We start from the raw sequence: 26,113 nt of genomic DNA, 5'->3' as shown, positions 1-26,113 counted from the left end.
CAGCGCCAGTCATCGTATAAGACTGAAAAGTGATTAAATAACCATCTCAAAAATACCTATTAAACAACGCTGATTAAAACATATAGATTACGAAACACTTGAGGGTAAAGACATGGCACAAGCTAAGACTGACATGCTATTAGACTTTGTCTATGATGGAGTCAATCGGCGTGGACAGAAAATCAAAGGTGAAACCACAGGTCGCAGTTTAGAGATTGCAAAAGCGACGCTGCGTAAACAAGGTATCACAGTCAAAACAATCAAGAAAAAACCTAAGCCCTTGTTCACGGTAAAAAAAGCGATTAAGCCCATTGATATCGCTATTTTTGCGCGTCAATTAGCTACTATGATGAAGGCTGGCGTCCCTTTGACTCAATCGTTTGAAATTGTCGCGGATTCGTTAGATAATCCGAGTATGAAAGAGTTGGTACTGCAAATCAAAACGGACATTGAAGCTGGCGGTACTTTTGCTTCTGCGCTACGTAGGCATCCACGTTATTTTGACGATCTATTTTGCTCTCTTGTAGACTCTGGTGAGCAATCAGGCGCACTTGAGACTATGCTTGAACGTGTCGCCACTTACAAAGAAAAAAGCGAGCTACTTAAAGCCAAAATCAAAAAAGCCATGAAATACCCTATCGCTGTAATCGTAGTAGCTATAATCGTCACCATCATCCTACTGATTAAGGTAGTTCCTGTTTTCTCGGGTCTATTTGAATCTTTTGGTGCAGAACTACCCGCTTTTACGCAGATGGTTGTCGGTATGTCAGACTGGATGCAGGCATGGTGGTTTATTCTTATAATAGCCATTGGTGGTAGTATTGTTAGCTTTACAGAAGCCAAAAAACGCTCTAAAAAGTTCCGCGATTTTCTTGACCGTGCTACTTTAAAGGCACCTATATTTGGCAATATCGCTTACCAAGCTGTTATCGCCCGTTTCGCGCGTACACTGTCTACTACCTTTGCTGCTGGTGTACCATTGATTGATGCTTTAGACTCTACCGCAGGCGCCGCTAATAATGTGGTATTTTATGATGCCATTCAACAGATTAAAAATGATGTTTCAACTGGTCAACAATTACAGTTTTCGATACGTACGACCAACCTGTTCCCAAGCCTAGCGATTCAAATGGTCGGTATTGGTGAAGAATCAGGTAGCTTAGAAGAGATGCTTGACAAGGTAGCAGTGTATTATGAAAACGAAGTCGATAACGCTGTTGATGGTTTGACCAGCTTGATGGAACCATTGATCATGGCGGTGCTAGGGGTTTTAGTAGGTGGTTTGGTCATTGCCATGTACTTACCAATCTTCCAAATGGGTTCAGTAGTAGGGTAGCAAATTGATGCAATTGTTAGAGTTATTACAAAGTAATATGACCTTGGCACTCGTTGTATTTGCAATATTAGGGCTATGTATAGGCAGTTTTTTGAATGTAGTGATTCATCGTATACCGCTTATGATGATTTATAGCTGGCGACAAGAATGCAGTCAGTTTATGTTTCAGCAAGTAGATATACCACATGAGCCTACTAAAACGATAATGGATATTACGACGAAAGATACACCGATTACTTTGAGTAGACCAGCATCACGCTGCCCTCATTGTGCGCATCAAATAAAATGGTATGAGAATATACCCTTAATAAGTTGGCTTGTACTACGTGGACGTTGCTCTGATTGTAGTGCAGCGATTGGTATACGCTATCCTATCGTAGAGCTAGTCACTGCGCTACTATCAGCATTGGTTATTTATCAATTTGGCGTCACAGCTGCTGGATTGTCTGCTCTTATCTTGGTATGGACATTGATTGCCTTAACTGGTATCGATTTTGATACGCAGCTACTACCTGATCGACTGACTTTTCCATTAGCAGGGCTTGGCTTGGCAGTGAACTCTCAAGGCTGGTTTGTCTCTCCTACCCAATCGATTTGGGGATTGCTGCTAGGATTTTTGTCGTTATGGATAGTGGTCAAGGTGTTTTATCTCATCACCAAAAAACATGGTATGGGACAAGGAGATTTTAAGCTACTAGCAGTATTAGGAGCTTGGCTTGGACCTATGATGCTGCCGTTGATTATTCTTTTATCTTCTTTACTAGGCTCAATTGTCGGTATCATTTTGATGAAAAGGCACGGAGAGAGTCAGCCTTTTGCTTTTGGACCTTATATCGCGATCGCTGGTATCGTTGCCCTCCTTTATGGCTCTAATATCGTTAATTGGTATTTGAATATGTATGTTTAATATAGAATTACAATATAACAAACTAATGCTTATATCTTTATTAGAGGTACGCGTTAAGCTAGTAAGTTCGAGACAATTGCTTAATAATATTAGCTAAGTTATGAATACTAAGGTATTCAATTGTCTTTTCTACCAACTTACGAGCCAATAAGTCACAGTTATGTCAATATATTCTGAAATGCCTATACATGAACGCCAGCAGGCTAAAATACAAAACAAAACCTTAGTGGTTGGGTTAACGGGCGGGATTGGTAGTGGTAAGTCTGCGGCTAGTGATTGGTTTGCAGCACAAGGAATTGATATCATTGATGCTGACGTGATTGCTCATGAAGTAGTAAAAAAAGGCAGTCCTACTCTACGTAAGATTCAAAAAAAGCTTGGTGAATGGGTAGTTGATGCAGAAGGTCATATGGACCGGGCAGCTGTACGTACCCATGTATTTGCTAATCCTGCCGCGCTTATTGATCTTGAAGCGATTACCCATCCTGCTATTCGCGAAGCTGCAAAACAACAGCTAGCAGCAAGCACTTCACCCTATATCATATTATCAGCGCCACTGCTTATTGAAGCTGCAGAAGCAGGGCTTGCTAACTTATGCCAGCGTATTTTAGTAATTGATGTAGATGAGGAGACGCAACTTGCGCGTGCAAGTCTGCGTGATGAACAAAGTATGGTGAAGATAAAAGCCATCATGGCAAACCAACTTCACCGTACTGAACGCAATCGCCATGCTGATGATTTGGTGGTAAATGAAAAAGATTTAGCAAGCTTACATCAACAGCTAGAGCCACTACACCAGAAATACCTCAAGCTTGCCCAGCAGCTAAAGTACGCTGCCGATTAACTTCGTAGAGCGCCATACCAGTAGCCACACTTACGTTAAGACTTTGTAAATTGCCATGCTCGTTTCCTGACATTGGAATGTACACCAGCTCATCACAGCTCTCTGTAGTCAACCGGCGCATACCCTCGCCCTCTGATCCCATAATTAAAGCCGTCTTTCCTGTTAAGTCAGCCGCGTGTAGAGGCTTGGCTTTTTCATTTAGGGCTGTACCGAATACAAAAACGCCGGCATCCTTAATGTGCGTGAGCGTACGTGCTAAATTAGTCACACTAATGATAGGCATCATCTCAGCTGCGCCTACCGATACTTTAGCTACCGTCGGAGTCAAACTTGCTGCATGGTGCTTCGGACAGACCACTGCATCCACGCCCATTGCGACTGCTGTACGTAAACAGGCACCAAAATTATGCGCATCAGTAATTTGATCAAGTACCAGCAATAAACATTGATCGCGTCCGATGATATTATCTAATATGCCTTCATCTGCAAATCCCAGTGGACGAGCATGCAATACAACCCCTTGATGCTGCGGACTACCACATAGTTGCGTAAGCTTATCTTTTTGCGTTGGCTGCATACTAATGCCATTTGCTTGGGCTTGCGCAATGATGTCTTTGACATGACTGTCGTTTTCGCGCCCTTGTTGCACAAATAAGCTCAAAGCATCGAGCGAACGATGCTCAAGTAAAGCATCAATGGCATGAATACCATAGAAGTAACTGGGTTTTGCCATAATAGGCCTACTAATAAGAATTGAATATCGCTAATATGATATGAATTGGGATATCACGATGTTTGTAAAAAAACTTAACAACTGTGATTATAATAGATTTATACCTGCCTATTTAATACTAGCCTTCTAAATGGCAGACATACTGTACAATCTCTTCAGTACGTAGAGTGAAACTACTATTGCCTTCAACCACAAACGATTGACCAGCACGATAATAGCTAAACTCCTCGTCACCCTCTATTTTGACTTCGCATTCACCGCTAATAATCTCGATACGCTCTGAAGTATTGGTACTAAAATGGTATCGCTCAACAGTATTGTCACAAGGCAAAATGACACCCAATGTTTTATGTCGACCATCTTCAAACATAATGGTATGGCTGGAGCAGCGCCCATCATATGTTACTGTAGCCTGAGCGTTGACCGTTACGTTAGTATATTGTGCCGCTGACATAGTGGCTTCCTTATCAAATAATTATTACTAAACTAAAAAATAAGTGTCTTATGACATTACAGTTTAAACCTTTATTCTTAACATAGCTTATTTTAAAACAACTGCTTTTAACATAGTTATTCTTAAAATAGTTGTTCTTAGATAAGTATATTATGTTATCGGTTTAATAACTCAACCACTTATGAACCAAGTTTTCTGCCATGCAAATTTGATACTCATCAAACAAGTATGTGTAGAGACTGTGGCTCAAGTTTGTGATTAAGTGAGTTTATGCTACCACATTATATCTAAAAAGTTTGTTACAGCACTGCTGAAAATATTATCTATTAATCAACCTTACCCTATATTAGAATTCTTGAGCAATTGCTGTGTATACTAATATTGGTATAATTTGGTAGATTTATTACCGACAGCCAAGCCGTTCATTAGTTTAAAATAAGACACCAAACGCAGTTGCTTTTCACAAGCCTTATCGCTAGTCTAATTAAGATTACCAATGCCAATTGCCGACCATGAGAGACTTCAATGCTTCTATCGTTAACCTTATATCAGTTTGCGCTGATTGCTGAACATGAGCTGAGCATGGCTGAGGGATTTAATGTCATTACTGGTGAGACAGGAGCAGGAAAGTCGTTGCTACTAGATGCATTATCGCTTTGTATCGGTGAACGCGCAGACAGTGCAATGGTCAGACATGGCGCTGCTCATGCCGATATCTATGCGCAGTTTGATGTGGCAGATAATACCCTTGTGACTGATTGGTTTATTAAGCATGAGCGCTCTCTAGATGACCCTGAAGTATTGATTCGTCGACAGCTTAGTAATAGCGGACGCTCAAAAGCATGGCTGAATGGGACACCTGTGAGCTTAGCAGAATTGAAAAGCTTGGGGGCATTGCTCGTCAACATTCATAGTCAGCATGCTCAGCAAGCACTACTAAAGCCGCAATTTGTGGTGCAATGGCTTGATGAGATGGCAAAATTAACTTCCCTAGCAGCACAAACAGCGAGCAGTTACCAGCACTATCAGCAGCTAAAACGTCAAGCGGATGAGATTGCTAGCCGCGAAGCTCAGCGCCAAGACCGTATTCAATTGCTACAAAACCAATTGGCTGACATTGCACCATTATTGGCTGTCGACTATCATGATGTCGAAGCTGAGCATGAAGAGCTATCTAATATTGAAGCCTTAATGACAGAGGCCAGTCATGGTTTACACTTACTCGATAACGATAGCGACGAGCCTGACGTGATGACCTTACTTGGTCAGGCGATCAAACTGTGTGACCATCAAATAGGTGTCAGCCAAACCTTTGGGCAAGCCTCAGAGCAACTACATCTCGCGCAGCAGCAGATCACTGAAGTGACTGCCCTACTCACAGACTATGCCGAACAACAACTCCCTGATCCTGAACGTTTGCAAACCTTGGACAGCCTTATAAGCCTTGGTCATCGTCTATCGCGCAAACATAATTTACCGGCAAAAGATTTGATCTCTGAAGCCAATGTTTGGCAGCAGCAGTTAGAACAGTTAGAAAACGAGCCTAGTAGTGATGTGCTAGCTGCACAAATCGAAGATGCTTGGCAAGCGTACCTGCAGCTTGCGACCAAGTTAAATGACAGCCGTTCAAAAGCGGCACCTGTCATTAGTGAGCAGCTTGTTCAGCAACTGCAGCCCCTTGCTTTGCCTAACGCTCGCTGTGAGTTTGTTTTTACTAAAAGGACAAGCTCCAATCTTTATAATGCGCAAGGTTGTTATGATATTGACCTATTGTTTAGCGCCAACGTCGGTATGCCGATGCAGCCGCTACATAAAATTGCCTCAGGTGGTGAGCTATCGCGCATGGCGCTGGTCATGCAAGTATTGCAAGCGACGAGTTCTGACAACAATGCTGCCAAACCGATGCTAGTCTTTGATGAGGTGGATGTCGGTATCAGTGGCGGTACTGCCCAAGTGGTGGGTGAATTACTGCGCAGCCTTGGACAGACACAACAACTGTTAGCGATTACCCATCAAGCTCAAGTCGCCGCCCAAGCGCATCAGCATATCATGGTGCAAAAACATCATAATGAGCAGACGCAAAGTGAGCTTATAATTTTGACCAAAGATGCGCAGGTAAATGAGCTGGCACGTATGTCAGGCGGTGTTACCATTACTGATGTCACTCGTGACCATGCACGTAGTTTATTGACTGGCATTAAGTAAAAGTCTGCTGCTAAAGCGTGACCTCATCTTAAAAATACTGATAAAACATCAGCTCATGTTTTACGTCCATTGATTGTGCTCACACGTCATTTCTATATTGCTTTTTTGTTTAGTATCACCATATAGTAGTGTCTCACCTTTTTTATATTGCATTTGTCTCTATGTCCAAAGCTAATTTGACCCATCACTTCTTAATTGCCGCACCTGACTTGTCAGACCCAAGGTTTGAGCGGGCGCTTATTTACATTTGTCGCCACGATAAACAAGGTGCACTAGGGCTAATGGTAAACCGTCCACTTGAGCAGGCACGTGTGGGTAAGCTGTTAGAAGACTTAAGCATCGATGTGACCAATCCTCAAATTATGGAAGACTTAGCATTAGAAGGCGGTCCGATGTATCCTGAGGTAGGATTTGTACTGCATACGGGTCAGCCTGAGTGGGCATCGTCGTTTGCCATCTCAGAGAACGTCTGTATCACCACCAGTCAAGATATCTTACAGCGCATCGCTGCAGGACAAGGCATTGGACACTACCAGCTATGTTTAGGACATGCTAGCTGGAACAAAAAACAGCTTGAGCGTGAGCTTGAAAGTGGTGACTGGTTAATATGCCCTGCCGACTTAACATTATTGTTTGATACACCGTTTGAAGAGCGCTGGCAGCTTGCCGCTGAGAAAATCGGTGTCAATTTTGATTATCTTAGTAGTGATATTGGTCATGCATAAGGTATTTGCCATAGTAGAGTCTCATCTTAGTAAATTGGGCCTCATAGAAATAGGAGATACATAGAATGATGGTAGATTCTAATCCTTCTCTTAAAGCTGTCGACACGGCTGTAACAGAACCTGAGATTAAGCCTCACCTTATATTGGCACTAGATTATGGTGTCAAAAAAATGGGAATGGCACTTGGTAATACTGTGACCGAGACTGCACGCGCATTTGATATTTTGGCCATGAATAATGGACAGCCAGACTGGGACAATCTATTGGGCATCATTAAGGTTTGGGGAATTACCCAAGTGCTTGTTGGACTTCCTTTAAATATGGATGGCAGTAGTTCTATGCTCTCAAAGCGAGCGCACAAATTTGCGCGTCGCCTAGCTCACAGACTAATGGAGCAGCGCTTGCCTGCAAAAGTGACACTATGTGATGAGCGCCTAACCTCCATGGCGGCAAGAGAAATAGCTTGGGAGAATGGCTGGATCCAAAATGAGCGTGACCCAATTGATGATATCTCTGCCTGCATTTTATTATCAACGTACTTTACCGATCCAAATAGTAGCATGGCGATTAGTGCTATCAAACCTGATTAGTTAAACCATTAAACAAAGTAACATAAACCTTTACGGATAAATGACTGATCGTTATGACCAATGTTTTAGACCAATCAACGCAATACGGTTTTGCTCCGCTTGCTATCGCACGTATTAAAGGTGCACAGCGTGCCAACCAAATAGCGATTTATCTTATTTATGCTGCTATTATCGCGTTTATGGTCTTTGGCACCGTTGCTAGTATTAAAGCATTTCACGACAATCAGCTACTTTACCGTTTATTTTTTAATTTGCCCTATGCGCTGATAGCGTTAACCATACCTATCACTCTTTATGATGGTTTTGTCATTTACCGTTATCGCTTAAATCAACCTTCAATGATTGCTTTAAGCATCGGTGTATCTACGATCGTATTAGTCGGTGGGCTGTTATTCGCTGATACCGCATGGTTGGGACTGGCATCATGGCTTGGAGTAGCGTTTTTATTTAAAGCAAACTTTAAGCGCTTTTTTAATTTTTTAGAAGCGCAAAAAGAAACTGAAGATGAGATTGCAGATGCTGAAAAACTGCAAGACACTTCTAAACAATAGCCAACAGCAATTAAGAGCAATTTTTAAACTCACAACTCATGTGTAATATGACGATTATGACTACCTCGACACCTAACACCGCGATCAATCATCATCTAGATACTCAAGGACTTATATGTCCGGAGCCAGTCATGATGCTGCATCGAACCATTCGTAAAGCCGATGGCGGCGATATCATTGAAATCCTCGCAACCGATCCTGCGACGACGCGTGATATTCCTAATTTTTGTCGTCATCTCGGTCATGAGCTTGTGCAACAAGAAACACTGGCTGAAAACGTACACTTAAATGCCGATCCTGACGAAATCACCATTGATAGCGATGATGCTACGCCTACAAGCGTGACGCTCTATCGATATTTGGTTAAGAAAAAAACGGCATAGTATTTCTAAGCGTGTCTTTGTGAGTATCTTTCGTCGCTGTCTTTATTCTTATTTGAGCATTATTTTATGAGTCGTGATCGCGCCGTACAGCAACGTCAGCCAAAAGCACTGGCTGTAGATGATGAACCAGCCTATTTAACTGAGTTTCGTCAAGCGATGCTGGCCCGCGGTCTGGCAACTCGTACGCGTAATGCTTATGTTCGTGACCTGCGTACTTGTGAGCTGACCTGCCCTACAGCATTGACAAAGTGGCAAGCCGAAGATGTATTGCATTGTCTTTCTCACCTTGCCACCGAGAGCAAAACCCCGCGTACCCAAGCGCGAATGCTCTCAAGCCTACGCCAATTCTACTTGTGGATGATCGCCAGTAACCTGCGCGAAGACAACCCATGCGAGCGTATCAAAAGCCCCAAGCTTGGACGTCCATTACCAAAAGATTTAGCGGAAGCAGATGTCGATAACCTACTCGCTGCACCTGATACTAGCACCGCGTTGGGTCTACGTGATAAAGCCATGTTAGAAGTGTTATATGCTTGCGGCCTACGGGTTAGTGAGCTGATTAATCTTGCGCTTGAACAAGTCAACCTCAATGCTGGCTGGTTACAGATTACTGGAAAAGGTAATAAAACGCGGCTGGTACCGCTAGGCGAATATGCAGCGGACGCGCTGGACGATTATCTGTCTCATGGACGCGGCGATTTGATAGCGCATTTAAAGTCTGGCAATTGCCAAGCGGTATTTTTGACTGCGCAAGGCGGTTATATGACGCGGCAGAACTTTTGGTACTTATTAAAGAAATACGCCAAAGTCGCCAGTATTGATAAAGAGCTATCGCCGCATACTCTACGTCATGCCTTTGCAACTCACTTGCTCAATCATGGCGCGGACCTTCGCAGCGTGCAGTTGTTATTAGGCCATAGTGATTTATCGACCACTCAGATTTATACCCATGTGGCGACGGCAAGATTGCAAAAATTACATGCAGAGCTCCATCCACGTGGGTGAGAGCCGTTAAAACGAAGCACTGCTTCGTTCGGCTCGCAAGAGAAAATCCCTTAAAGGGGATTTTCTGTATGATATTAAGATAATGATGGATTACGCTTGAGCTAACCTAGCCAAACCATTTAACCTATTGCATAATTATTAATAGAAGATCGTAAAAGGAATAATCCGTGTTGCAAGCTCAGCCCTCTGCCCTGCCTACGCTAACCAAAAGTCAAAACTCTGTACTTAAAACGCTGACTGTTATGGGTTATTTAGAAGGAACTTCTTTTCTGTTATTGCTTGGCATTGCCATGCCGCTCAAATATATGTTGGGCATTCCTGAAGCGGTGAAATATATTGGTATGGCGCACGGAGTACTATTTATCGGCTACATTTTGACACTTGTATATGCTGCGAGCAAAATAAAAATGCCACTGTGGGCACTGCCTGCTGGTGTGCTCGGCTCGTTTTTGCCTTTTGGTCCGTTTATATTTGATCATTTGTTGAAGAAGAGTTTGAGGGGATGAGATTAGAAGGTTTATGGTAACGGTTGCGTTCAAAAATTTTAGATTTTTTAGTATAAGATGCGTAGGCTAGGTTTTTATCTCAACTCTATTTATAAAATGAACCCACAACTAAAAACGCACACACTGCTTAATCAATCACAGCGTGTGCGCTATTTCTTTAGCTTAAACTTCTTTGACTCATTTACTCTGATCTTTTAATAGAGATTGTCTGCGTATAAACCGTATTAGCATCCACTTCTTCATCCGTAAACCAAACGCGCTTACGACCAAGTTCAGCATATTCACCGGTTTGATCATTATAGTGAGCTGTCGTTGTACCATCGGGCGCGATAAAACCGCTTTGACCAGGTGGTACAGTTTCCCACGCTTTTACACCATCTTCGGTAAAGACTGTCATGTTGTTTTCAGTACCGCGGTTCATTGCTATAGCGGTGTCTTGCTCCTGAGCTGGCAGGGTTTGTGGAATCTCGCGGAAGTTTTTATGATTGTAGCGGATGATGCCGACGGGGGCTAACCATCTTGCTATGTCGTCTCCGTATTCTTTGCTAAGCGCTTTGTCGGTAGCATCGAGTGCTGACAAGATAGCCGCATCTGGTTTACCATTAAAGAAATCATAGCCCTTACCTGATAAATTGTAGTGTAGAACTTTAGTGCCTACTTGGATGTTTTGTCCGGATGCTGTGGTAACCTTAGGCCCTGGGTAGCCTGCGTTGGCAAAAATACCATTGTAAGGTTCAGGTAGGGTTTCTTTGAAGGTTTGCGTTAAAAACTGTGTCAGCCACGTTTGCATAATGGCAGCGCCAGGATGATCGTATTTACCATCATTGTCTTTATCCTCAAGCATCTGATTCCAATCTTGTAGCTGCATCGCCAACTGATGACGTGAATCATCTGCGGGCAGCCCTTTTACGGCGTCTAGTACAAATGGAATCATCTCGCCTGCATTGACATCTTCAAACGAAGCATGCTTAACGACAGCATCCCACACCTCATCAGCGGTAAAATTTTCTTTGCCCTCAAATTCATCAAACAAAACTTTGACACGATCTGCAAGCATCCACGAGTACCAATATTGATCAGGACTTGGGAAGCCTTCGGCAGGACGGTTATTCCAGTTTAAGATCATATGGTTTGAAGGGTTGAGTACTTGCGGGTTGGTTTCAAACGGCATGATGCCTTGCCAGTCCATATCGCCTTCACCAGATGCAGGTGTGCGTCCATCATGACCTGCAGCGCGTTTGGGATAATGACCACCAAAGATATAACCGATATCACCCTTCGCATCGGCATAGTAAAGATTGACGTTTACCGCTGACCTTGCAGCAGCCGTTTTGAACTCGTCAAAATTTTGGGCTTTCATGATATCGACCCAAGATTCAAGGGTGCTGAGTTCCTTACCACTCCAAGCGCGCTTTTGTGCGTAGGCAATATTGGTATCTTCATCTCGTGCCACGACTGGACCGTGTACGGTACGGTAGGCGGTAAACGGTACCGAGTCGCCACCATTTACATTGATGGTTTGCTCACTGACTTTCATGTCTTGCCACGTGCCTTTGTACTTATACTGCGCAGGATTCTCTGGGTTGAGCGTTTCACGAAACAAATCCACCAGATCGCCTGCCGCCCATGTACTTCCCCAAGCAATCTGTCCATTATGAGCAAACATAATACCTGGATAGCCGTAGACGGTATTGCCAGCGACATTAAAGCCTGCACCATGTAAGCCAATCGAGTAGGTATACGCAGGTTGATACCAGCCGAACTGTGGTCCATTTAAGAGTACAGATTTTGCACCATCTAGCTTTTGCGGCCCAAGAATGGCCATATTTGAGGCGCCCTCATAGCGTAAAGCTGAAGGACCTTGGGCTTGTAGGGCTTTTAGATTGGCCTCTCTCCACTTCTCGCGTGGTAGAGCGGCTCCGTCAGCACCAACAAAATCAGTCGGCGCTCTAGCGGCTTGACGTAATATCTCAGGAGACACTGCCCCTTTCAATACAGGGCGCAAGTTTAGATTGGGGTTTTCACGTTTTGCTGGGTCCCAGTCCCCTGGTGGAATAGTGGTTGGTGCCTCAGGCACATCTAAGGACAATAAGGTATTAAAAATTTCACGACCCTTGGTTTCGCCATGTTTTTCAACCAGTGACTCAAGCAGAGCTGCATTATCGAGTTCAGTATTATAATCACCAAAGCGGTAAATCATGGAACCAATAAATACCATCGCTACATCATAACCTGTCCAAGCCTTGGGCTTGACGCCATGAGTCAAATACTCCTTCGGCATTAGAGTGTCAGGTTGTGCATTAACGCGAGCGATCCAAGCATTGATACCTGCAGCATAGCCATTTAATACATCGCGCTGCTGTTTACTGGCATTATTAACCTGCTCTTGTACCCGCCAAGGCCAATAATTGCCGCGTATTTGCTTATCAAAATCAACGAATTCCGCCCCTAACACTTCTGAAACTTCGCCTGTACCTGTACGGCGCGCCATATCAAGTGAAAACAGTCGATCTTGGGCGATAGAATAACCGTAGCCATAAAACAGATCATACGTATTGTCTGCATATACATGCGGGGTTCCATACTTATCCCGCTTTATCTTGATGTCATCAGCCCAAGCTGGGGTGGTAGCAAGTACAGCGGTGGCCATAAGTACTGTGAGCAGAGGACGTGCAAATACGGTTGAGAGTGCCATAGAAAATTTCCCTATAATGTCTATTACATTGTTAACAATCTTTCCTTGTTGCTTGAGTATAGGCGTTCTTTTTGTTACGAGCAATCAATTATTAATCGATTGCTGCAAACCTTCCTTTTTGTCGCTACAATACCCTCAATAAAGTGCGTCATGACGTGCCGACTGGCTAATTGACCGCGCGCCCTTTTTTACTTATTCATTATCCGAGAATTCTATGAGCCATAGACCACCTGCTGACCTAATAAAAAACGCTGCACACTGGCGCGAAGACATTCATTTTAAAGAGAATGTGCTGGGTAAGCCGTTTGACTTTACTACCACGTGGGGCATTTTTTCACCGCAAAAGCTCGATGATGGTAGTCTCATGCTGCTTGACTATGTGGATTTTCAAGCGGATGATGACTCGATAGATTTGGGCTGCGGTTATGGCGTGCTCGGTATGACGGCAGCACGCGAATGTCCGAATGGTCAGCATACATTAATTGATAAAGACTTTATGGCGGTAGAGTATGCACGCCGTAACTGTGAAAAAAACAGTCTAAAAAATGTCGATGTGCATTTATCAAACGGCTTTAATCATGTGGCAGCGGACAAAAACTTTAGTCTTGTGATGTCGAACTTGCCAGCGAAGGTCGGCAAAGAGCAACATTATCTATACTTCCTTGATGCTTATGAGCGTATGCGCCAAGGTGGACGTTTTTATGTGGTGACAATTAACGGCCTGCGTCAGTTTATGAAGCGCTCATTTACCGAAGTATTTGGCAACAGTGAAAAAGTCAAACAAGGCAAGACTTATACCATCACCATGGCAACCAAAGACTAAGATAGTTTAACTCTGCCATAAAAAAACACGCTAATGTTAGCGTGTTTTTTTTGCATACTTTAGGGCGCGCCTTAGGCTACATCTGTCGTTTTATGAGATAAAAACCCAACGCGGCACTACCGATAATCGGCAATAACACCATAAGCATGGGCGAAAAGCCCGTTGCTAATGAGACAAAGCCAACCAAGTCTTGCACATAGCTAAATAGCAGACCAAAGAGTAACGCGACGACGATACGCAGGCCTAAGCTGTGCGTACGCAATGAGCCAAAGACAAAAGAACAAGCAACAATCACTAGCGACAAGATAGACAAAGGTGATAGCAGCTTTTGCCAAAATGCAAGCTCATGTGGCAACGAGCGCTTACCTTGCTGTTGCATAAATTGACGGTGCTCATAGAGCTGAGTGAGCGATAAGTCTTCTGCATCACGAGTCAGCAAATAGACGGACTCGGGTGCGAAAGGCAAACTTAGAGTATTCAATGGAGTTTTCGACTGACTACTCTCAAAGCCTCGATTAATGGTCAGCTCAGTCATATTATTTAGCTGCCACTCGTAACGATACTGCTCGCTTAGCTTGCCAGTAGTGCCCAAAGATTCACGACCAATATACTGCCCACCCATCGCATGAGTGGCCGTTTGCAAGTCACCATTATTATCCAAATGCCAGCGCTTAACCTCACCAATGTTGCCTTGTACATCCGCATAATCAATGTATAAAATATCACTGCCATCAGGCTGTGCGCTACCATCCATGTTGCCTTCAGTTGAACTTTGAAAGCGTGGCTGCATCGTCCAGTAGCCGCGTACTGAGGTGACCAGTGAGCTGCTGTCTTCGTTATTTATTTCACGAGCCAGTTGGTTGGAGTTGGGCAATACAAACTGATTTAGGATCAATGCTAATAATACAAACAACAACGCTGGTTGTAGCACCCAGCCAACGATGCGATAAATACTGACACCAGCGGCGCGCATGACCACAAGCTCACTTTTACTGGCTAGCAACCCTAAGCCTACTACTGCGCCAAGCAGCGCGCCTGTCGGCATAAATTGTTCTAAAAAATAAGGCGAACGGTAAAAAATGTATCTAAGCGCATCAGACATGGTGTAGCTATCAGACAAATCCTCAAGCTCAGACAAGTAGGTAAATAGAACTTGTAATGCCCACAGCCCGACTACTGCGGCGATAATCGCGAGAAGTGCATTGGTTTTGACATAACGTCCCAGCACTTTCAAATTGGAGGAACGGCTTTGAGGAATCTGAGCTTTAGATAACTTAGATAACAAGGAGCGCATTATAGTTGCCCTCCATTAGAGTCTTTTTTTAGATGGTCGACGCCCAGCGACTTACCTTCTAAGCGCACGCGTAATCGATGCTGGAATCGGCTGCCCCAGTTCATATAAAGCGCCAATGCCATAAATCCTAGTACGAGCCATGCATAAGCCCAGACGCTCACGCTACCTTTACCAACGGCATTTTTCAAAGATATGATGCCAAGCGCACAGCTGACAAACAATAAAATGGATGGGAACAGACGCAGCCAGCGACCTTGACGCGGACGTACTTGTGCAAGTGGTACAGCGAGCATCGGCGCGATAATCATCAGCCAAGGCAGCGCAAAGCGGTAACCAAGCTCGCCTTGTGCTGCACGTAGAGCATCGACACTACTAACTTGCACGCTGCCGGTAGCTGCTTGCCACAAAGGTCCGATTTCTTGGGTTTCGATATTGTTTTCAGTCACTACCTCTTTTGAGGATTCGGTCAACGTAATACGGTAACGATCAAAACCTACTTGGTTGTACTTTAAGCTGCCTGCACCTACTTCATAACGACGACCTTGAAACAGATCTAACTGCGTCACACCGCTACCAGCATTGTCTACTTGCACAGCACGTTTAGCTAAGGTAATCGTGTCTTTATTAATAGGCTGATCTGTATTGTCAGCTGTCTTTTTGGATGGTTCAGATTGGATAAGTACCACATCTTGCAGCTGTTTTTTGTCATCGCTAAGACTGCCTACATACAAATGATAATTACCGCTACTAATAAACTCATTGGGACGAATCAAGTCAAAAGCACTAGTCAGTGCTTGCTGCTGCCAAACTGCCTCTGATGAGCGCACACCCCAAGGTTTTCCGACAACCGATAGTGATGCCTCTCCGACAAATAACGCCAAGATTAATGGCGTCATTAATCGTGCAAGCTTACCGCGAGAGACCCCGCTGGCATTGATAACCGCCATTTCTTGATCGACATACAGACGCCCAAACACCAGCATCAAAGCAATAAAAAACGCCAACGGTAGAATAAGCTCTAAAAAATACGGCAAATTGTAACCGATAATGACAAATAACAAGCCAATATCGAGATTCCCTTCAGCAGCAATTCCGAAATAACGTATCAAGCGGCCACCGAGCATCATTACTACCAAAAAACCCAATACCAAAGCAGTGGTTGAGGCAACCTGACGGGTCATGTAGCGGCGTAATATCACAATAGGTACTCTTAAACAGTTGGTATTGGCGCGATTCATCGCAAACTTAATGACGGTTTTTCATGTGTCGATTGGGTATTATAAAGACAGTCTTACTCAGAAAAATACTTAAATAAATATAAACATAGCTGAGCCACTGATTAGCCACGTCATATAAAAATTAGCAACTATTAGCGGTCAAGATAACCGCTAATGCTAGCATGTTTTGGTAAAAAATAGCGGTGAAATGTGTTTGAAAACATTACCTAACCCTTGCTAATGGCCTATTTGTTTGTGTTTATGACAAAGAATAGTTCGAGACGATAAAAAACAATATAGCTTAATAAAGCGATAGGTAGATAGGTTTAATCATATAAAGTCTTTGGTTTATCTGATTTGGAAAGCCGGAACAGTTTGTTTGTTTGTCATTCGTATCACTGACCGAATATTGCCACCATTAATTGCTAAACTCATGAACTATCAGAACTTAATAATAACCTAATTTTTAATTATAACACCTCATGGAGAATAAAATGCCTAGTCCCTCTACCCTGCTTGAGTTAGCTGGTGGCGAATTTGATACGCTTGATTGGTCAAATTGCGCTATCGTCTTTATCGATTATCAAAACGAATATGTGGACGGTGCTATGCCGCTAGGTCAGTTAGGTAGCAAGGCGATTGCAAATGCGAGCCTGTTGCTTAATAAAGCTCGCAAAAAAGACATTCCTATCTTTCATATTGCCCATCATGGGGAAGACAATGGCAACGTTTTTGATCCATTATCTTCTAATGTCGTTATCGTTGACGACTTAAAACCGATGAATGGTGAAAAAACCATTACCAAAAAGCACCCCAATGCCTTTTATAACACCGACCTTAAAGAGCTTATCTCCGCCACTCAGAAACAGCAGATTATTTTTGCAGGTTTTATGAGTCATATGTGTGTCAGCTCAAGCGTCAGAGCGGCTTTTGACTTAGGCTTTCAAAATTTTGTCTGCCATGATGCTTGTGCGACGCGCGATCTTCCTAACGCTAACAAAGAAACGATAAGTGCTGATATCATGCACGACACGGCTATGGCAGCTTTGCAAGATAGGTTTGCCGCGTTGGTATCGACTGATAAGCTGGTTAATGATTAATCACTGGCAGATGATAAGCTGGGTGAAATAATATAGAGGACCATACGGAAACATTCACTAACCCTTGCACTCTGCGCACAAATTATTCGATATGCTACACTACAGCAGTAGTCAAATGTGCCAAAATTGATCGCTATTAAAGCAGTCACTATAAAGTATAAGACTCATGCTTTAACCATCCTCGGTACAGAATTTATCGATTAATGACTGAGTAATATCCAGTCCTGCTTTACTTTTTATTTTAGAATTTTGATGTAAATAACTGCATCATTTATCGACACTTTTTATGTTACTACTCTAATAAGGATAACTATATGAATATCAAATTATCTCAGCAGCTGCCTAAAACTCATACGCAAAAAATACTTAAAAAAGAAGCAAAGAGTAAAGATGAAGCTTGTCTTGTGGTCTTAGTTGACGACAAAAAAAACATTCTTGCAAAGTCTTCTTTAACCGACTATACAGCACGTATTGAGCAATTGATTGAAGTCTCACACTTCAACGGTAAAGCTTGCGAGACAGTTGCAGATTACGCACTGGCAGGGGACAAAAAAACCACCAAGCAAAACCCTGTACAACTACTATTAGTCGGTGTGGGCAATGTTGATAAACTTAATGAAACTGTACTACAGAAGATTGCTAAAACCATCTATAGCAGCACCCAAAAACGTGTGGCATCGATTACTGTCGCATTGGATGATACTCTAGAAGAAAACCATTTTGGTCAATTTGCCCTCAATCTATTGGCAGCAAGCTATCGTTTTGACAAATACAAGTCAGAGCAAACCACGCCAGTATTGACCGATATCTATTTGGTGGCTGATGCGTCACTACAGTCTGCGCTAGATTTTGCCCAATCGGTATTTGCAGGTCAAAGTTTGACTCGTGATGTGGCCAATGAGCCGGGCAATATTTGCTTCCCAGCGTATATGGCAGAACAAGCCCAAGCGCTTGCCAAGACCTATCCTGACTTATTAAAAGTGAGCGTACTTGGTGAAGATGAGATGTCAGCGCTAGGTATGGAGTGCTTTTTAGCAGTAGCCAAGGGCTCTACCAAAGAAGGTAAGCTGGTACTTATGGAATATCGCGGCAAGTCCAATTTTAGTGCCAATGCTGACGCTAGCAAAGAAGCGACTAGCAACGCTAAAGTTTCTGGTGGTCTAAAAGCATTGGCTGATAGATTACCAACCAAAACTTCTAATAAGAAAACTGTCAAAAATGCAGTTACCAGTAGCGATGATAATGCACAAGCTGTAAATGATGATGCTCCTATTGTGTTGGTCGGTAAAGGCATAACCTTTGACTCAGGTGGTATCTCAATCAAGCCTGGTGCAGCCATGGATGAGATGAAATTTGATATGGGCGGTTCAGCGTCTGTGCTTGGTACGCTCAAAGCCTTATGTGAAGCGCGTCTACCAATCAACGTCGTGGGCGCCCTCGCTTGCGCTGAAAACATGCCATCAGGTGATGCAACTCGCCCAGGTGACATCGTCAAAGCCATGAACGGCAAATCGGTTGAAATCTTAAATACCGATGCTGAAGGCCGTTTAGTATTGGCAGATACCTTATGCTACGTACAACGTTATCAGCCAAAAGCCATCATCGATGTTGCGACGTTGACTGGTGCCTGCGTAGTCGCATTAGGTCACGTACGCTCAGCGGTCTTTAGTAATGATGAAGATGTGTTATTTGAATTAGAGAACGCCAGTAATCAAACAGGTGATCTTATCTGGCATATGCCAATGGATGACGCTTATCAAGCACAGCTTGACTCGCCTATCGCTGATATGCAGAACATCGGTGGTAAAGGTGCTGGCGCTGTGACTGCTGCCTGCTTCTTGTCACGCTTCGTCGAAGAAGGTCAAGCATGGGCGCATCTGGACATTGCTGGTACCGCATGGAGCTCTGGCAAAGATAAAGCGGCAACGGGTCGCCCTGTACCATTATTTATGCAATACTTAAAAAACAGCGCAAACATGGCTTAATCGATTTATGAAAATCAGTTTTTATGTAATAAGTGAGAGTAAAGCCCAAGATTTCTTGGGCTTTATTTGTCAGTTGACCCAAACAGCGCTTAATAAGAGTACTCAGTCGTTATTGATTCTTACTCAAGATGAGATGTTACTGTCGATGCTTGATGAGGCTCTGTGGGCACAAGAGGCGACAAGCTTTATTCCGCATCAATGCCTTGCGACTTCAACTAATGACACTGCTGATGATAATGCAACTAAAGTAGATAGTGAGGTATTAGCCCCTGTCTTACTGGGTAGCTATATGCCAACCGATTTCAACGGTATTGTACTCAATACCACGCTACATCCAGTTAATGACTTTATGGCAGCGACCAGTAATGCCAAGCCTACTCGAGTCCTTGAGCTTATCAAACCTGATGCGACCAGCGTACAAGAAGGTCGTCACAAATATAAGCACTATAAACAGTTAGGCTATGAGTTGACCCACTTCAAGGTATAACTTGCCCATTGTATACCTTGCCTACCTTAAAGTTATAAAGCTTCCTCTCTCATCACATTTTTTCTTATTTAACAAACCTAATAGACAAGCCAATTGATAAAAACTGGCTTGCCTATACTTATCTGCTGGACTTGCCTGCTTATTCTATTTTAATCGTTTTATCTTTACTTTTTTATCGCCACTGTCACCGCTTCTATAGTCAACTATCACTTACCTTCCTTATGACTGGTAGGCGAATATCTGAAAAAATGCTACCATCCTCCGATTGTTTTTCTACTTTTATAATTAATTTACTTCTGACTGACTACTCGAGGGTGTACAAATGCGTTCATTGATTGCGATGTACCAGCGTATAGGGCTGGTGCCGCTCATTATTATTGGTTTAATATTGGGGGTGTTAATTGGCTGGCTGGCACCAAGTGTTGGTATTGCTTTAGGATTATTAGGTACGCTATTTGTCGGTGCGCTAAAAGCAGTGGCTCCAATATTGGTATTTATTTTAGTTATGGCAGCGATTAGCCAGCATCGCAGCGGTAATGAAGTTTATGTCAAACCTGTGCTTATCATGTATATGTTTGGCACTTTTTTGGCAGCACTAACCGCTGTGGGAGCGAGCTTTTTATTTCCGACTGACTTAGTTCTCGTAAATGCTGATATTGAGCAAGTACCACCGGCCAACCTCAAAGAGGTGTTGACTAACCTGCTCATGAATCTAGTCGCAAACCCTATCAATGCGATCGCTGAAGCCAACTATATCGGTATCTTAGCATGGGCAATCATTATTGGTTTTGCGCTGCGTCAAGCCAGTGACACTGCTCGTACCATCGTTGGCGATTTTGCTGATGCCATCTCGCAGGTCGTAAAATGGGTCATTGCCCTAGCTCCATTTGGTATTTTAGGCTTGGTTGCCAATACAGTCGCTGAAACCGGCTTTGCCTCTTTAGCAGGTTATGCACGTATCTTGATGGTACTGGTCGGTTGTATGCTATTTATTGCATTAGTTGCTAATCCACTTATTGTGCTAGTTAAGACTGGCAAAAACCCTTACCCCCTTGTATTTACTTGCCTACGTGAATCAGGAATTACGGCATTCTTTACGCGTAGTTCGGCGGCCAACATTCCAGTCAACATGAACCTTGCAGGCAAACTGGGTCTACACGAAGATACGTATTCTGTCACCATTCCACTGGGTGCGACCATTAATATGGCAGGTGCAGCCATTACGATTAATGTTTTAACGCTTGCAGCGGCTCATACTCTAGGTATCGAAGTAAGCTTTGCCTCAGCGCTTTTATTGAGTTTGGTTGCCACAGTCAGTGCTTGCGGAGCTTCTGGGGTCGCTGGTGGTTCGCTACTGCTGATTCCATTGGCTGCCAGTTTGTTTAGTATTCCAAATGACATTGCTATGCAAGTGGTTGCGATTGGCTTTATCATTGGTGTCATCCAAGACTCAGCAGAAACCGCGCTAAACTCTTCAACGGACGTACTATTTACCGCAGCAGCTGATCCTAAATACTCGCGTTAATTTTTAGAAAGCTAACATTTATAAACTAAGAATCACAAACAGAAAAAGGCCTCATTTAATCGCTGAGGCCCTTTTTTTTGTCTATTATTCGATATTAGTTTGACTATTTTAAACTGTCAAAATCTACTTCAATGATTGGTGCTTGCCTATCTAACTGACGTTTTAATTGACGTAATTGTTCAACCTCGTCTAGCAGCTCGATTATCAAACCGATGGCAGGCACACTGGCGTCAAAGTCACGACTTAGACGTGAAGCACGGCGCACAGTCGTTAGCTGATAACCTGTGAACTGCTCGCGCTCTGGTACGTCATACTCAATGATGTTTTCTTCTATCAGCTCGATAACCCATTGGCGCTCTTGACCACAGGCGGTCACTAGCTCATCTAAACTCATAATAATGTCGGTAAATTCAGGCGAGTGTTTCATAATTATTATCCTCGTTTGCTCTTTATTTCGTCATCAACGATTAATACTGGTATCGGCAAAAGCTTGCTTTAGGTGCTCATAAGCCTTAGTGGCAGTCTCGCTACTGATATCAGGATTAACGATGTTTAAGGTTAAGTATAGGTCGCCCGCTTGTTTAGCAGGGATACCTTTACCTTTTAGACGTAAGTTACTACCTGACTTGCTGTTTTTGGGAATCGTGACGCCAAGTGTACCTGCTGGCGTACTGACATTGATTTTGTCACCCAATGCTGCTTCCCATGGCGCGATATTTACTGTCTGATAGACATCTGCGCCTTCGATACGGATATTAGATGCGTGACTGATTTTAACCTTTAAAAACAAATCACCATTTTTACCGCCACCCATGCCAGCAGCACCTTGTCCCGCTAGGCGGATTTGCTTGCCATCTGTGATGCCTTTAGGGATTTTAATTTTAAGGGTTTTATTTTCATAATCCACGCTGCCATTGGGCTGACGAACCGGCACATTTAGTTTAATGCTATAGTCATCACCGCTATATACCGAGGCCAAATCCACCGTAATTTCTGCATGTTGGTCTTGACCTTTGTTATCTTGTGCGCCAAAACCACCGCCAAACTGGTCAAAACCACTACTTTGCGTACGACCCCCTGTCTGTCCACGTGCTCCGCGACCAAAAGCTGAAAATATGTCGTCGAAACGAAAGCCTCCACCGCCAAAGGCCTCACCATCGCCAAACTGATCCTTGATGTCTTCCCAGCGGAAACCGCCTTGCCCACCGCCAGCAGACTGTCCACCAAAACCGCCGAAACCTCCAGCACCGCCTTGACCAGCGAATGGATTATCTAACATGGCGTCATACTCGCTACGCTTGTCTTTATCTCTAAGCGTCTCATAAGCGTTGTTAATCTCAGCAATTTTATTATCAGCATCTGGATCGTCACTGACATCTGGATGATATTGACGCACAAGCTTACGGTATTTTTTTTTGATATCAGCGTCTGAAGCGTCTTTTTTGACCCCTAAAATATCATAGTAGTTTTTTTCTGCCATGTGGTATTTCCTTAAAACAAAAGCATGTTGATGATATTAATATGCCAATTTTAAACAATATGGTATGAATTTTTTATGTAACTTAATGATGATAACAATAAAAGTAGTAAAGACCGTTATATAAATATTACGATTAATATTGCTATTAATAGTATAACTATAAAAATAAACATATATGGACTGGACAAAATGTGAACTCAAGCGTTTTTTACAGTGTGGTAAGGTTAAAGAAAGCTTTTTATAGTAAAATAGCTATATTATTCATACTCATAGGGACTATGAATAACATAGGCAAGAATATCTGTCTATTTTATAAACTGCATATAGGTATTAAATGTCTTATTTGATCAAGTCTTTGATAGTCACGTTATCACTACTACTGACGACCACCGCATTTGCTGGTAATACCAGTTATTATGGTAGTAAGTTCCATGGCAAACGTACTGCTAGTGGTAGTATTTTTAATATGAATGCGATGACTGCTGCTCATAAAACGTTGCCGTTTGGTACGAAAGTAGAAGTAACTAATAAAAAGACGAAGCAAAGCGTAATAGTAAAAATTACGGATAGAGGACCTTTTACTCCGGGACGAATTCTTGATTTGTCTAAAGGCGCTGCTGGTAAAATAAACTGTCAACTTTGTACCACCACCATGAAGATCTTATCTTATGGTGATGGTAAATACCGTAAACAATGATGTAGTAAAAAGGGAGAGCCGACGCTCTCCCTTTTTTATGGCTACTACTATTTTATAGCCACTATAATGACTATTGTAAGCAAATAACCGTTTGGCAACTTGTCAAAGCCATCTAGTCAAATCCTGCTTCCATTTCTTCTAATGTTGTCATCGATGACAATAACTTCTCTTCATTATCGCTATGCTGCTGCTGTAGCGCACTTTGCTCATCTAACAGTTTTAACAAGTCAGCTTTGCGGCTCTCTTCATAAAGATCAGTGTCGGCCAGCTTTTCTTCTAACGTTATTAGTTGCTTATCAATCTTAGCTAAAGTCTTCTCGGTATTCTCAATCTCACGACGAATTGGCGCTGTCAGTTTACGTTGTTCAGCAGCCAGCTTGCGCTGTTCATCTTTACTGAGTGCAGGCTGAGCAGTTTTGACTTTTAGGGCGGTAGTAGATGCTGCACTATTTAATAGACTGTTATCTGTTTCACGTGAAACAAATTTTTTACTCTCTTTTTTACTTTTTTTCTTGCTCGTATTTTTGTCTGCGGAATTCTCTTGTTTGCGTTTTTCCGCCAGCCATTTACCGTAGTCACCGATATCACCATCGAACTCATCAATTCGACCATCATGTACCAGATATAGCTCATCACAGACATTGGCGATTAGCTCACGATCATGTGAGACCAGCACCACTGCCCCTTGAAACCCTTGTAGCGCGATAGTTAAGGCTTGGCGCATTTGTAAGTCTAGGTGGTTGGTTGGCTCATCAAGGACCAGCACGTTTGGACGCTGCCAGACAATCAAAGCCAGCGTCAAACGCGCGCGTTCTCCGCCAGAGAATAGCTTACTTGGCGTATCAATACGATCCCCACGAAAGTCGAAGCTACCAAGGAACGAGCGCAAATCAGCGTCTGATGTCTTGCCCGCTAGGCGGCGCAGCATTTGTAGCGGGGTGGCCGCTGCATCTAAAGCATCCATCTGATGCTGGTTAAAGTAACCAAGTTTTAAGGTATCGGACACGCGGTAAGTACCTGACAAAATTTTCAGCTCGCCGACCAAGGCTTTAATTAGCGTTGATTTACCAGCGCCATTCATACCAAGCAGACCAAGACGGGTATCAGGCGTTACTTGTACGCTTGCGTTATACAAAAGCGGCGTATCGCTATAGCCGATGTCCGCTTGCGTCATCTCAATTAGCGGTGAGCTCATATTGGCTGGCTCATAGAAGCGAAAAGAGAAAGGATTGTCCGCCATCATCGGTGACAGCTCTGCCATACGCTCAAGCTGCTTGATACGGCTTTGGGCTTGCTTAGCCTTACTGGCTTTGGCACGAAAGCGACGTATAAAATCATCTAAATGTGCGCGGGTGGCTTGCTGCTTCTCAAACGCTTGCTGCTGCTGCGCCATGCGCTCGTGACGGGTACGGATAAACTGTTGATAGTTTCCTGTATAAAGGGTGATTTTTTGTTGTTCGACATGCAAGATATGACCGACTGTCGCATCTAAAAACGCTTGATCATGTGAGATGACTATAACCAAACCTGTAAAAGCATTGATCCAAGTTTCAAGCCATAAAATAGCATCCAAGTCCAAATGGTTGGTCGGCTCATCGAGTAACATCAAGTCCGCGCGGCTCATCAAAGTCTTTGCAAGGTTTAAACGCATACGCCAACCGCCCGAAAACCCTTCGACTGGCAGCTCATGCTGGCTTGTCTTAAAGCCAAGACCTGCCATGATTTGTGCCGCTTTGGTCGGTGTACGATAGCCATCAATTTCATCGAATTGCTGATGCAAAACCCCAATCTGCTCATCACTGACGGCGCTTAAATCATTTAAAGCTGCGTTAATCTCATACCATTGCTCATCGCCGCTCAAGACATAATCAATCGCTGTTTGGCTACTGGCACCGACCTCTTGCGCCATGTGGGCAACTTGCCAACTGTCAGGAATACTCACCTCGCCCTTATCAAGCGTGACTTCGGTATCACCAGCGCCCATCTGCGTGAGTAACAAGGCAAATAAAGTAGACTTGCCTGTGCCGTTGTTGCCCGTTAGACCTACTTTTTGGCCCGGATGGAGCTGAAAGCTTGCCCCTGCAAACAACTCGCGCCCATCGCGGCGCACGCTCACGTCTTTAAATTCGATCATATAGTTTCTTCATCTCAATAATAATATAGAACATAAGGCTATAAAAAATACACGACTAGCATGTTTACTGGCGGCTATTATTTCAAACGCCTAGCCGATAGGCAAACGATTAAATAACTATTTCAAATTCAAGCGAATTTATGGAGACAAGCTTATTTATAATGATAGGCTTAAATATAGAGGCTCGTTTGAACGATAAATACTTATCCGTAGGGAGTTAGGGTAAGGTAACCAACGTTACGCTTGACAAATCCAACGCCACCCCCATTATGATATACTGCAATAAGATAAATACCAGCAACAACCAAAGTGTTGTGATGGTACAAATATAATATTTATAATGCTTTAATAGTTTTGCCATAATGACAGCACCCAATCGAATCAAACGCCGTACGTATCTTTTTTTGCAAACTTTTGATTGCAAACCCAAACAGGAC

24 protein-coding genes are annotated in these 26,113 nt (G+C 43.3%); 16 read left to right on the top strand and 8 right to left on the bottom strand.

Features of this window, described 5'->3' with window-relative positions:
* Window positions 1–112 precede the first annotated feature (112 nt).
* The 3 genes from BTV98_RS07455 to coaE all read left to right on the top strand — a co-directional run bounded on the left by BTV98_RS07455 (window position 113) and on the right by coaE (window position 3,087).
* The gene (locus tag BTV98_RS07455; protein ID WP_075103318.1) at window positions 113–1,336 is read left to right on the top strand and encodes a type II secretion system F family protein; all 1,224 of its coding nucleotides are present in this window, start codon (window positions 113–115) and stop codon (window positions 1,334–1,336) included.
* Window positions 1,337–1,343: 7 nt separating this feature from the next.
* Complete coding sequence (locus BTV98_RS07450; protein ID WP_075103317.1) at window positions 1,344–2,243, top strand: A24 family peptidase; 900 nt, start codon at window positions 1,344–1,346, stop codon at window positions 2,241–2,243.
* 160 nt (window positions 2,244–2,403) lie between these two features.
* Window positions 2,404–3,087 (top strand): dephospho-CoA kinase, encoded by a 684-nt coding sequence (gene coaE / locus BTV98_RS07445; RefSeq protein WP_075103316.1) that lies wholly within the window; start codon window positions 2,404–2,406, stop codon window positions 3,085–3,087.
* Here the strand turns inward: coaE and rlmB are convergent.
* Together rlmB and BTV98_RS07435 are read right to left on the bottom strand one after the other, a co-directional pair.
* Entirely contained in the window at window positions 3,050–3,820 is a 771-nt protein-coding gene (gene rlmB, locus BTV98_RS07440) for a 23S rRNA (guanosine(2251)-2'-O)-methyltransferase RlmB (RefSeq protein WP_075103315.1), read from the bottom strand. The two genes, coaE and rlmB, sit on opposite strands and share 38 nt — an antisense overlap.
* A gap of 118 nt (window positions 3,821–3,938) precedes the next feature.
* Window positions 3,939–4,274: a pyrimidine/purine nucleoside phosphorylase gene (locus tag BTV98_RS07435; protein WP_058367843.1), complete on the bottom strand. Its 336-nt coding sequence runs from the start codon at window positions 4,272–4,274 to the stop codon at window positions 3,939–3,941.
* Window positions 4,275–4,799: 525 nt separating this feature from the next.
* On the opposite strand from BTV98_RS07435, the gene recN reads away from it, so the two are divergent.
* The 7 genes from recN (at window position 4,800) to BTV98_RS07400 (ending at window position 10,239) form a co-directional block, all read left to right on the top strand.
* Window positions 4,800–6,479, top strand: coding sequence for a DNA repair protein RecN (gene recN, locus BTV98_RS07430; RefSeq protein ID WP_075103314.1), 1,680 nt, complete (start codon window positions 4,800–4,802; stop codon window positions 6,477–6,479).
* A gap of 161 nt (window positions 6,480–6,640) precedes the next feature.
* Window positions 6,641–7,204, top strand: coding sequence for a YqgE/AlgH family protein (locus BTV98_RS07425; protein WP_058367841.1), 564 nt, complete (start codon window positions 6,641–6,643; stop codon window positions 7,202–7,204).
* Window positions 7,205–7,272: 68 nt separating this feature from the next.
* Window positions 7,273–7,794 carry a Holliday junction resolvase RuvX gene (gene ruvX, locus BTV98_RS07420; RefSeq protein ID WP_058367848.1) on the top strand — a complete coding sequence of 174 codons (522 nt, stop codon included), beginning with the start codon at window positions 7,273–7,275 and terminating at the stop codon, window positions 7,792–7,794.
* 53 nt (window positions 7,795–7,847) lie between these two features.
* Entirely contained in the window at window positions 7,848–8,345 is a 498-nt protein-coding gene (locus BTV98_RS07415) for a hypothetical protein (RefSeq protein ID WP_058367840.1), read from the top strand.
* 56 nt (window positions 8,346–8,401) lie between these two features.
* A complete protein-coding gene (gene tusA / locus BTV98_RS07410; protein WP_058367847.1) occupies window positions 8,402–8,728 on the top strand; it encodes a sulfurtransferase TusA in 327 nt (108 codons plus the stop codon).
* Window positions 8,729–8,794: 66 nt separating this feature from the next.
* Complete coding sequence (gene xerD, locus BTV98_RS07405; RefSeq protein WP_058367839.1) at window positions 8,795–9,733, top strand: site-specific tyrosine recombinase XerD; 939 nt, start codon at window positions 8,795–8,797, stop codon at window positions 9,731–9,733.
* Window positions 9,734–9,900: 167 nt separating this feature from the next.
* Complete coding sequence (locus BTV98_RS07400) at window positions 9,901–10,239, top strand: DUF3817 domain-containing protein (protein ID WP_058367838.1); 339 nt, start codon at window positions 9,901–9,903, stop codon at window positions 10,237–10,239.
* Window positions 10,240–10,420: 181 nt separating this feature from the next.
* On the opposite strand, the gene BTV98_RS07395 is transcribed toward BTV98_RS07400, so the two are convergent.
* A complete protein-coding gene (locus BTV98_RS07395; protein WP_058367837.1) occupies window positions 10,421–12,934 on the bottom strand; it encodes a penicillin acylase family protein in 2,514 nt (837 codons plus the stop codon).
* Window positions 12,935–13,148: 214 nt separating this feature from the next.
* Between BTV98_RS07395 and BTV98_RS07390 the strand changes: the two genes are divergently transcribed.
* Window positions 13,149–13,757 (top strand): class I SAM-dependent methyltransferase, encoded by a 609-nt coding sequence (locus BTV98_RS07390; RefSeq protein ID WP_058367836.1) that lies wholly within the window; start codon window positions 13,149–13,151, stop codon window positions 13,755–13,757.
* 76 nt (window positions 13,758–13,833) lie between these two features.
* On the opposite strand, the gene lptG is transcribed toward BTV98_RS07390, so the two are convergent.
* Window positions 13,834–15,051 (bottom strand): LPS export ABC transporter permease LptG, encoded by a 1,218-nt coding sequence (gene lptG, locus BTV98_RS07385; RefSeq protein ID WP_058367835.1) that lies wholly within the window; start codon window positions 15,049–15,051, stop codon window positions 13,834–13,836.
* Window positions 15,051–16,289 (bottom strand): LPS export ABC transporter permease LptF, encoded by a 1,239-nt coding sequence (lptF, locus tag BTV98_RS07380; protein ID WP_256713867.1) that lies wholly within the window; start codon window positions 16,287–16,289, stop codon window positions 15,051–15,053. Before lptF ends, lptG begins: the two co-directional genes overlap by 1 nt.
* Before the next feature lie 473 nt (window positions 16,290–16,762).
* Between lptF and BTV98_RS07375 the strand changes: the two genes are divergently transcribed.
* The 4 genes from BTV98_RS07375 to sstT all read left to right on the top strand — a co-directional run bounded on the left by BTV98_RS07375 (window position 16,763) and on the right by sstT (window position 21,365).
* A complete protein-coding gene (locus tag BTV98_RS07375; RefSeq protein ID WP_058367834.1) occupies window positions 16,763–17,368 on the top strand; it encodes a cysteine hydrolase family protein in 606 nt (201 codons plus the stop codon).
* Window positions 17,369–17,682: 314 nt separating this feature from the next.
* Entirely contained in the window at window positions 17,683–19,353 is a 1,671-nt protein-coding gene (locus tag BTV98_RS07370; protein WP_058367833.1) for a leucyl aminopeptidase, read from the top strand.
* A gap of 7 nt (window positions 19,354–19,360) precedes the next feature.
* Window positions 19,361–19,840 (top strand): DNA polymerase III subunit chi, encoded by a 480-nt coding sequence (locus BTV98_RS07365; protein WP_058367832.1) that lies wholly within the window; start codon window positions 19,361–19,363, stop codon window positions 19,838–19,840.
* Window positions 19,841–20,162: 322 nt separating this feature from the next.
* The gene (gene sstT / locus BTV98_RS07360; RefSeq protein ID WP_058367831.1) at window positions 20,163–21,365 is read left to right on the top strand and encodes a serine/threonine transporter SstT; all 1,203 of its coding nucleotides are present in this window, start codon (window positions 20,163–20,165) and stop codon (window positions 21,363–21,365) included.
* Window positions 21,366–21,468: 103 nt separating this feature from the next.
* Here the strand turns inward: sstT and BTV98_RS07355 are convergent, their stop codons facing one another.
* Window positions 21,469–21,792: a chaperone modulator CbpM gene (locus BTV98_RS07355; RefSeq protein ID WP_058367830.1), complete on the bottom strand. Its 324-nt coding sequence runs from the start codon at window positions 21,790–21,792 to the stop codon at window positions 21,469–21,471.
* 33 nt (window positions 21,793–21,825) lie between these two features.
* Complete coding sequence (locus tag BTV98_RS07350; RefSeq protein WP_075103313.1) at window positions 21,826–22,845, bottom strand: DnaJ C-terminal domain-containing protein; 1,020 nt, start codon at window positions 22,843–22,845, stop codon at window positions 21,826–21,828.
* Between the two features lie 334 nt (window positions 22,846–23,179).
* Here BTV98_RS07350 and BTV98_RS07345 point away from each other — a divergent pair, with 334 nt between their 5' ends.
* The gene (locus tag BTV98_RS07345; RefSeq protein WP_058367829.1) at window positions 23,180–23,542 is read left to right on the top strand and encodes a septal ring lytic transglycosylase RlpA family protein; all 363 of its coding nucleotides are present in this window, start codon (window positions 23,180–23,182) and stop codon (window positions 23,540–23,542) included.
* A gap of 112 nt (window positions 23,543–23,654) precedes the next feature.
* On the opposite strand, the gene BTV98_RS07340 is transcribed toward BTV98_RS07345, so the two are convergent.
* Window positions 23,655–25,676: an ATP-binding cassette domain-containing protein gene (locus BTV98_RS07340; RefSeq protein WP_075103312.1), complete on the bottom strand. Its 2,022-nt coding sequence runs from the start codon at window positions 25,674–25,676 to the stop codon at window positions 23,655–23,657.
* Window positions 25,677–26,113: the final 437 nt, after the last annotated feature.

Source organism: Psychrobacter sp. Cmf 22.2 (genome assembly GCF_001921745.1).
Lineage (GTDB): Bacteria > Pseudomonadota > Gammaproteobacteria > Pseudomonadales > Moraxellaceae > Psychrobacter.
The sequence above is the reverse complement of the archived record's forward strand: the minus strand, read 5'-3'. Positions and strand labels throughout refer to the sequence as shown.

What these genes read in the sequence shown, in the direction of transcription:
- sstT (WP_058367831.1), top strand. Translation starts at nt 20,163, where the DNA reads ATGCGTTCATTGATTGCGATGTACCAGCGTATAGGGCTGGTGCCGCTC.
- tusA (WP_058367847.1), top strand. Translation starts at nt 8,402, where the DNA reads ATGACTACCTCGACACCTAACACCGCGATCAATCATCATCTAGATACT.
- BTV98_RS07395 (WP_058367837.1), bottom strand. Translation starts at nt 12,934, where the DNA reads ATGGCACTCTCAACCGTATTTGCACGTCCTCTGCTCACAGTACTTATG.
- BTV98_RS07390 (WP_058367836.1), top strand. Translation starts at nt 13,149, where the DNA reads ATGAGCCATAGACCACCTGCTGACCTAATAAAAAACGCTGCACACTGG.
- lptG (WP_058367835.1), bottom strand. Translation starts at nt 15,051, where the DNA reads ATGCGCTCCTTGTTATCTAAGTTATCTAAAGCTCAGATTCCTCAAAGC.
- lptF (WP_256713867.1), bottom strand. Translation starts at nt 16,289, where the DNA reads ATGAATCGCGCCAATACCAACTGTTTAAGAGTACCTATTGTGATATTA.
- coaE (WP_075103316.1), top strand. Translation starts at nt 2,404, where the DNA reads ATGTCAATATATTCTGAAATGCCTATACATGAACGCCAGCAGGCTAAA.
- BTV98_RS07455 (WP_075103318.1), top strand. Translation starts at nt 113, where the DNA reads ATGGCACAAGCTAAGACTGACATGCTATTAGACTTTGTCTATGATGGA.
- BTV98_RS07425 (WP_058367841.1), top strand. Translation starts at nt 6,641, where the DNA reads ATGTCCAAAGCTAATTTGACCCATCACTTCTTAATTGCCGCACCTGAC.
- BTV98_RS07340 (WP_075103312.1), bottom strand. Translation starts at nt 25,676, where the DNA reads ATGATCGAATTTAAAGACGTGAGCGTGCGCCGCGATGGGCGCGAGTTG.
- BTV98_RS07450 (WP_075103317.1), top strand. Translation starts at nt 1,344, where the DNA reads ATGCAATTGTTAGAGTTATTACAAAGTAATATGACCTTGGCACTCGTT.
- recN (WP_075103314.1), top strand. Translation starts at nt 4,800, where the DNA reads ATGCTTCTATCGTTAACCTTATATCAGTTTGCGCTGATTGCTGAACAT.
- xerD (WP_058367839.1), top strand. Translation starts at nt 8,795, where the DNA reads ATGAGTCGTGATCGCGCCGTACAGCAACGTCAGCCAAAAGCACTGGCT.
- BTV98_RS07350 (WP_075103313.1), bottom strand. Translation starts at nt 22,845, where the DNA reads ATGGCAGAAAAAAACTACTATGATATTTTAGGGGTCAAAAAAGACGCT.
- BTV98_RS07355 (WP_058367830.1), bottom strand. Translation starts at nt 21,792, where the DNA reads ATGAAACACTCGCCTGAATTTACCGACATTATTATGAGTTTAGATGAG.
- BTV98_RS07375 (WP_058367834.1), top strand. Translation starts at nt 16,763, where the DNA reads ATGCCTAGTCCCTCTACCCTGCTTGAGTTAGCTGGTGGCGAATTTGAT.
- ruvX (WP_058367848.1), top strand. Translation starts at nt 7,273, where the DNA reads ATGGTAGATTCTAATCCTTCTCTTAAAGCTGTCGACACGGCTGTAACA.
- BTV98_RS07370 (WP_058367833.1), top strand. Translation starts at nt 17,683, where the DNA reads ATGAATATCAAATTATCTCAGCAGCTGCCTAAAACTCATACGCAAAAA.
- BTV98_RS07435 (WP_058367843.1), bottom strand. Translation starts at nt 4,274, where the DNA reads ATGTCAGCGGCACAATATACTAACGTAACGGTCAACGCTCAGGCTACA.
- BTV98_RS07345 (WP_058367829.1), top strand. Translation starts at nt 23,180, where the DNA reads ATGTCTTATTTGATCAAGTCTTTGATAGTCACGTTATCACTACTACTG.
- BTV98_RS07415 (WP_058367840.1), top strand. Translation starts at nt 7,848, where the DNA reads ATGACCAATGTTTTAGACCAATCAACGCAATACGGTTTTGCTCCGCTT.
- BTV98_RS07365 (WP_058367832.1), top strand. Translation starts at nt 19,361, where the DNA reads ATGAAAATCAGTTTTTATGTAATAAGTGAGAGTAAAGCCCAAGATTTC.
- rlmB (WP_075103315.1), bottom strand. Translation starts at nt 3,820, where the DNA reads ATGGCAAAACCCAGTTACTTCTATGGTATTCATGCCATTGATGCTTTA.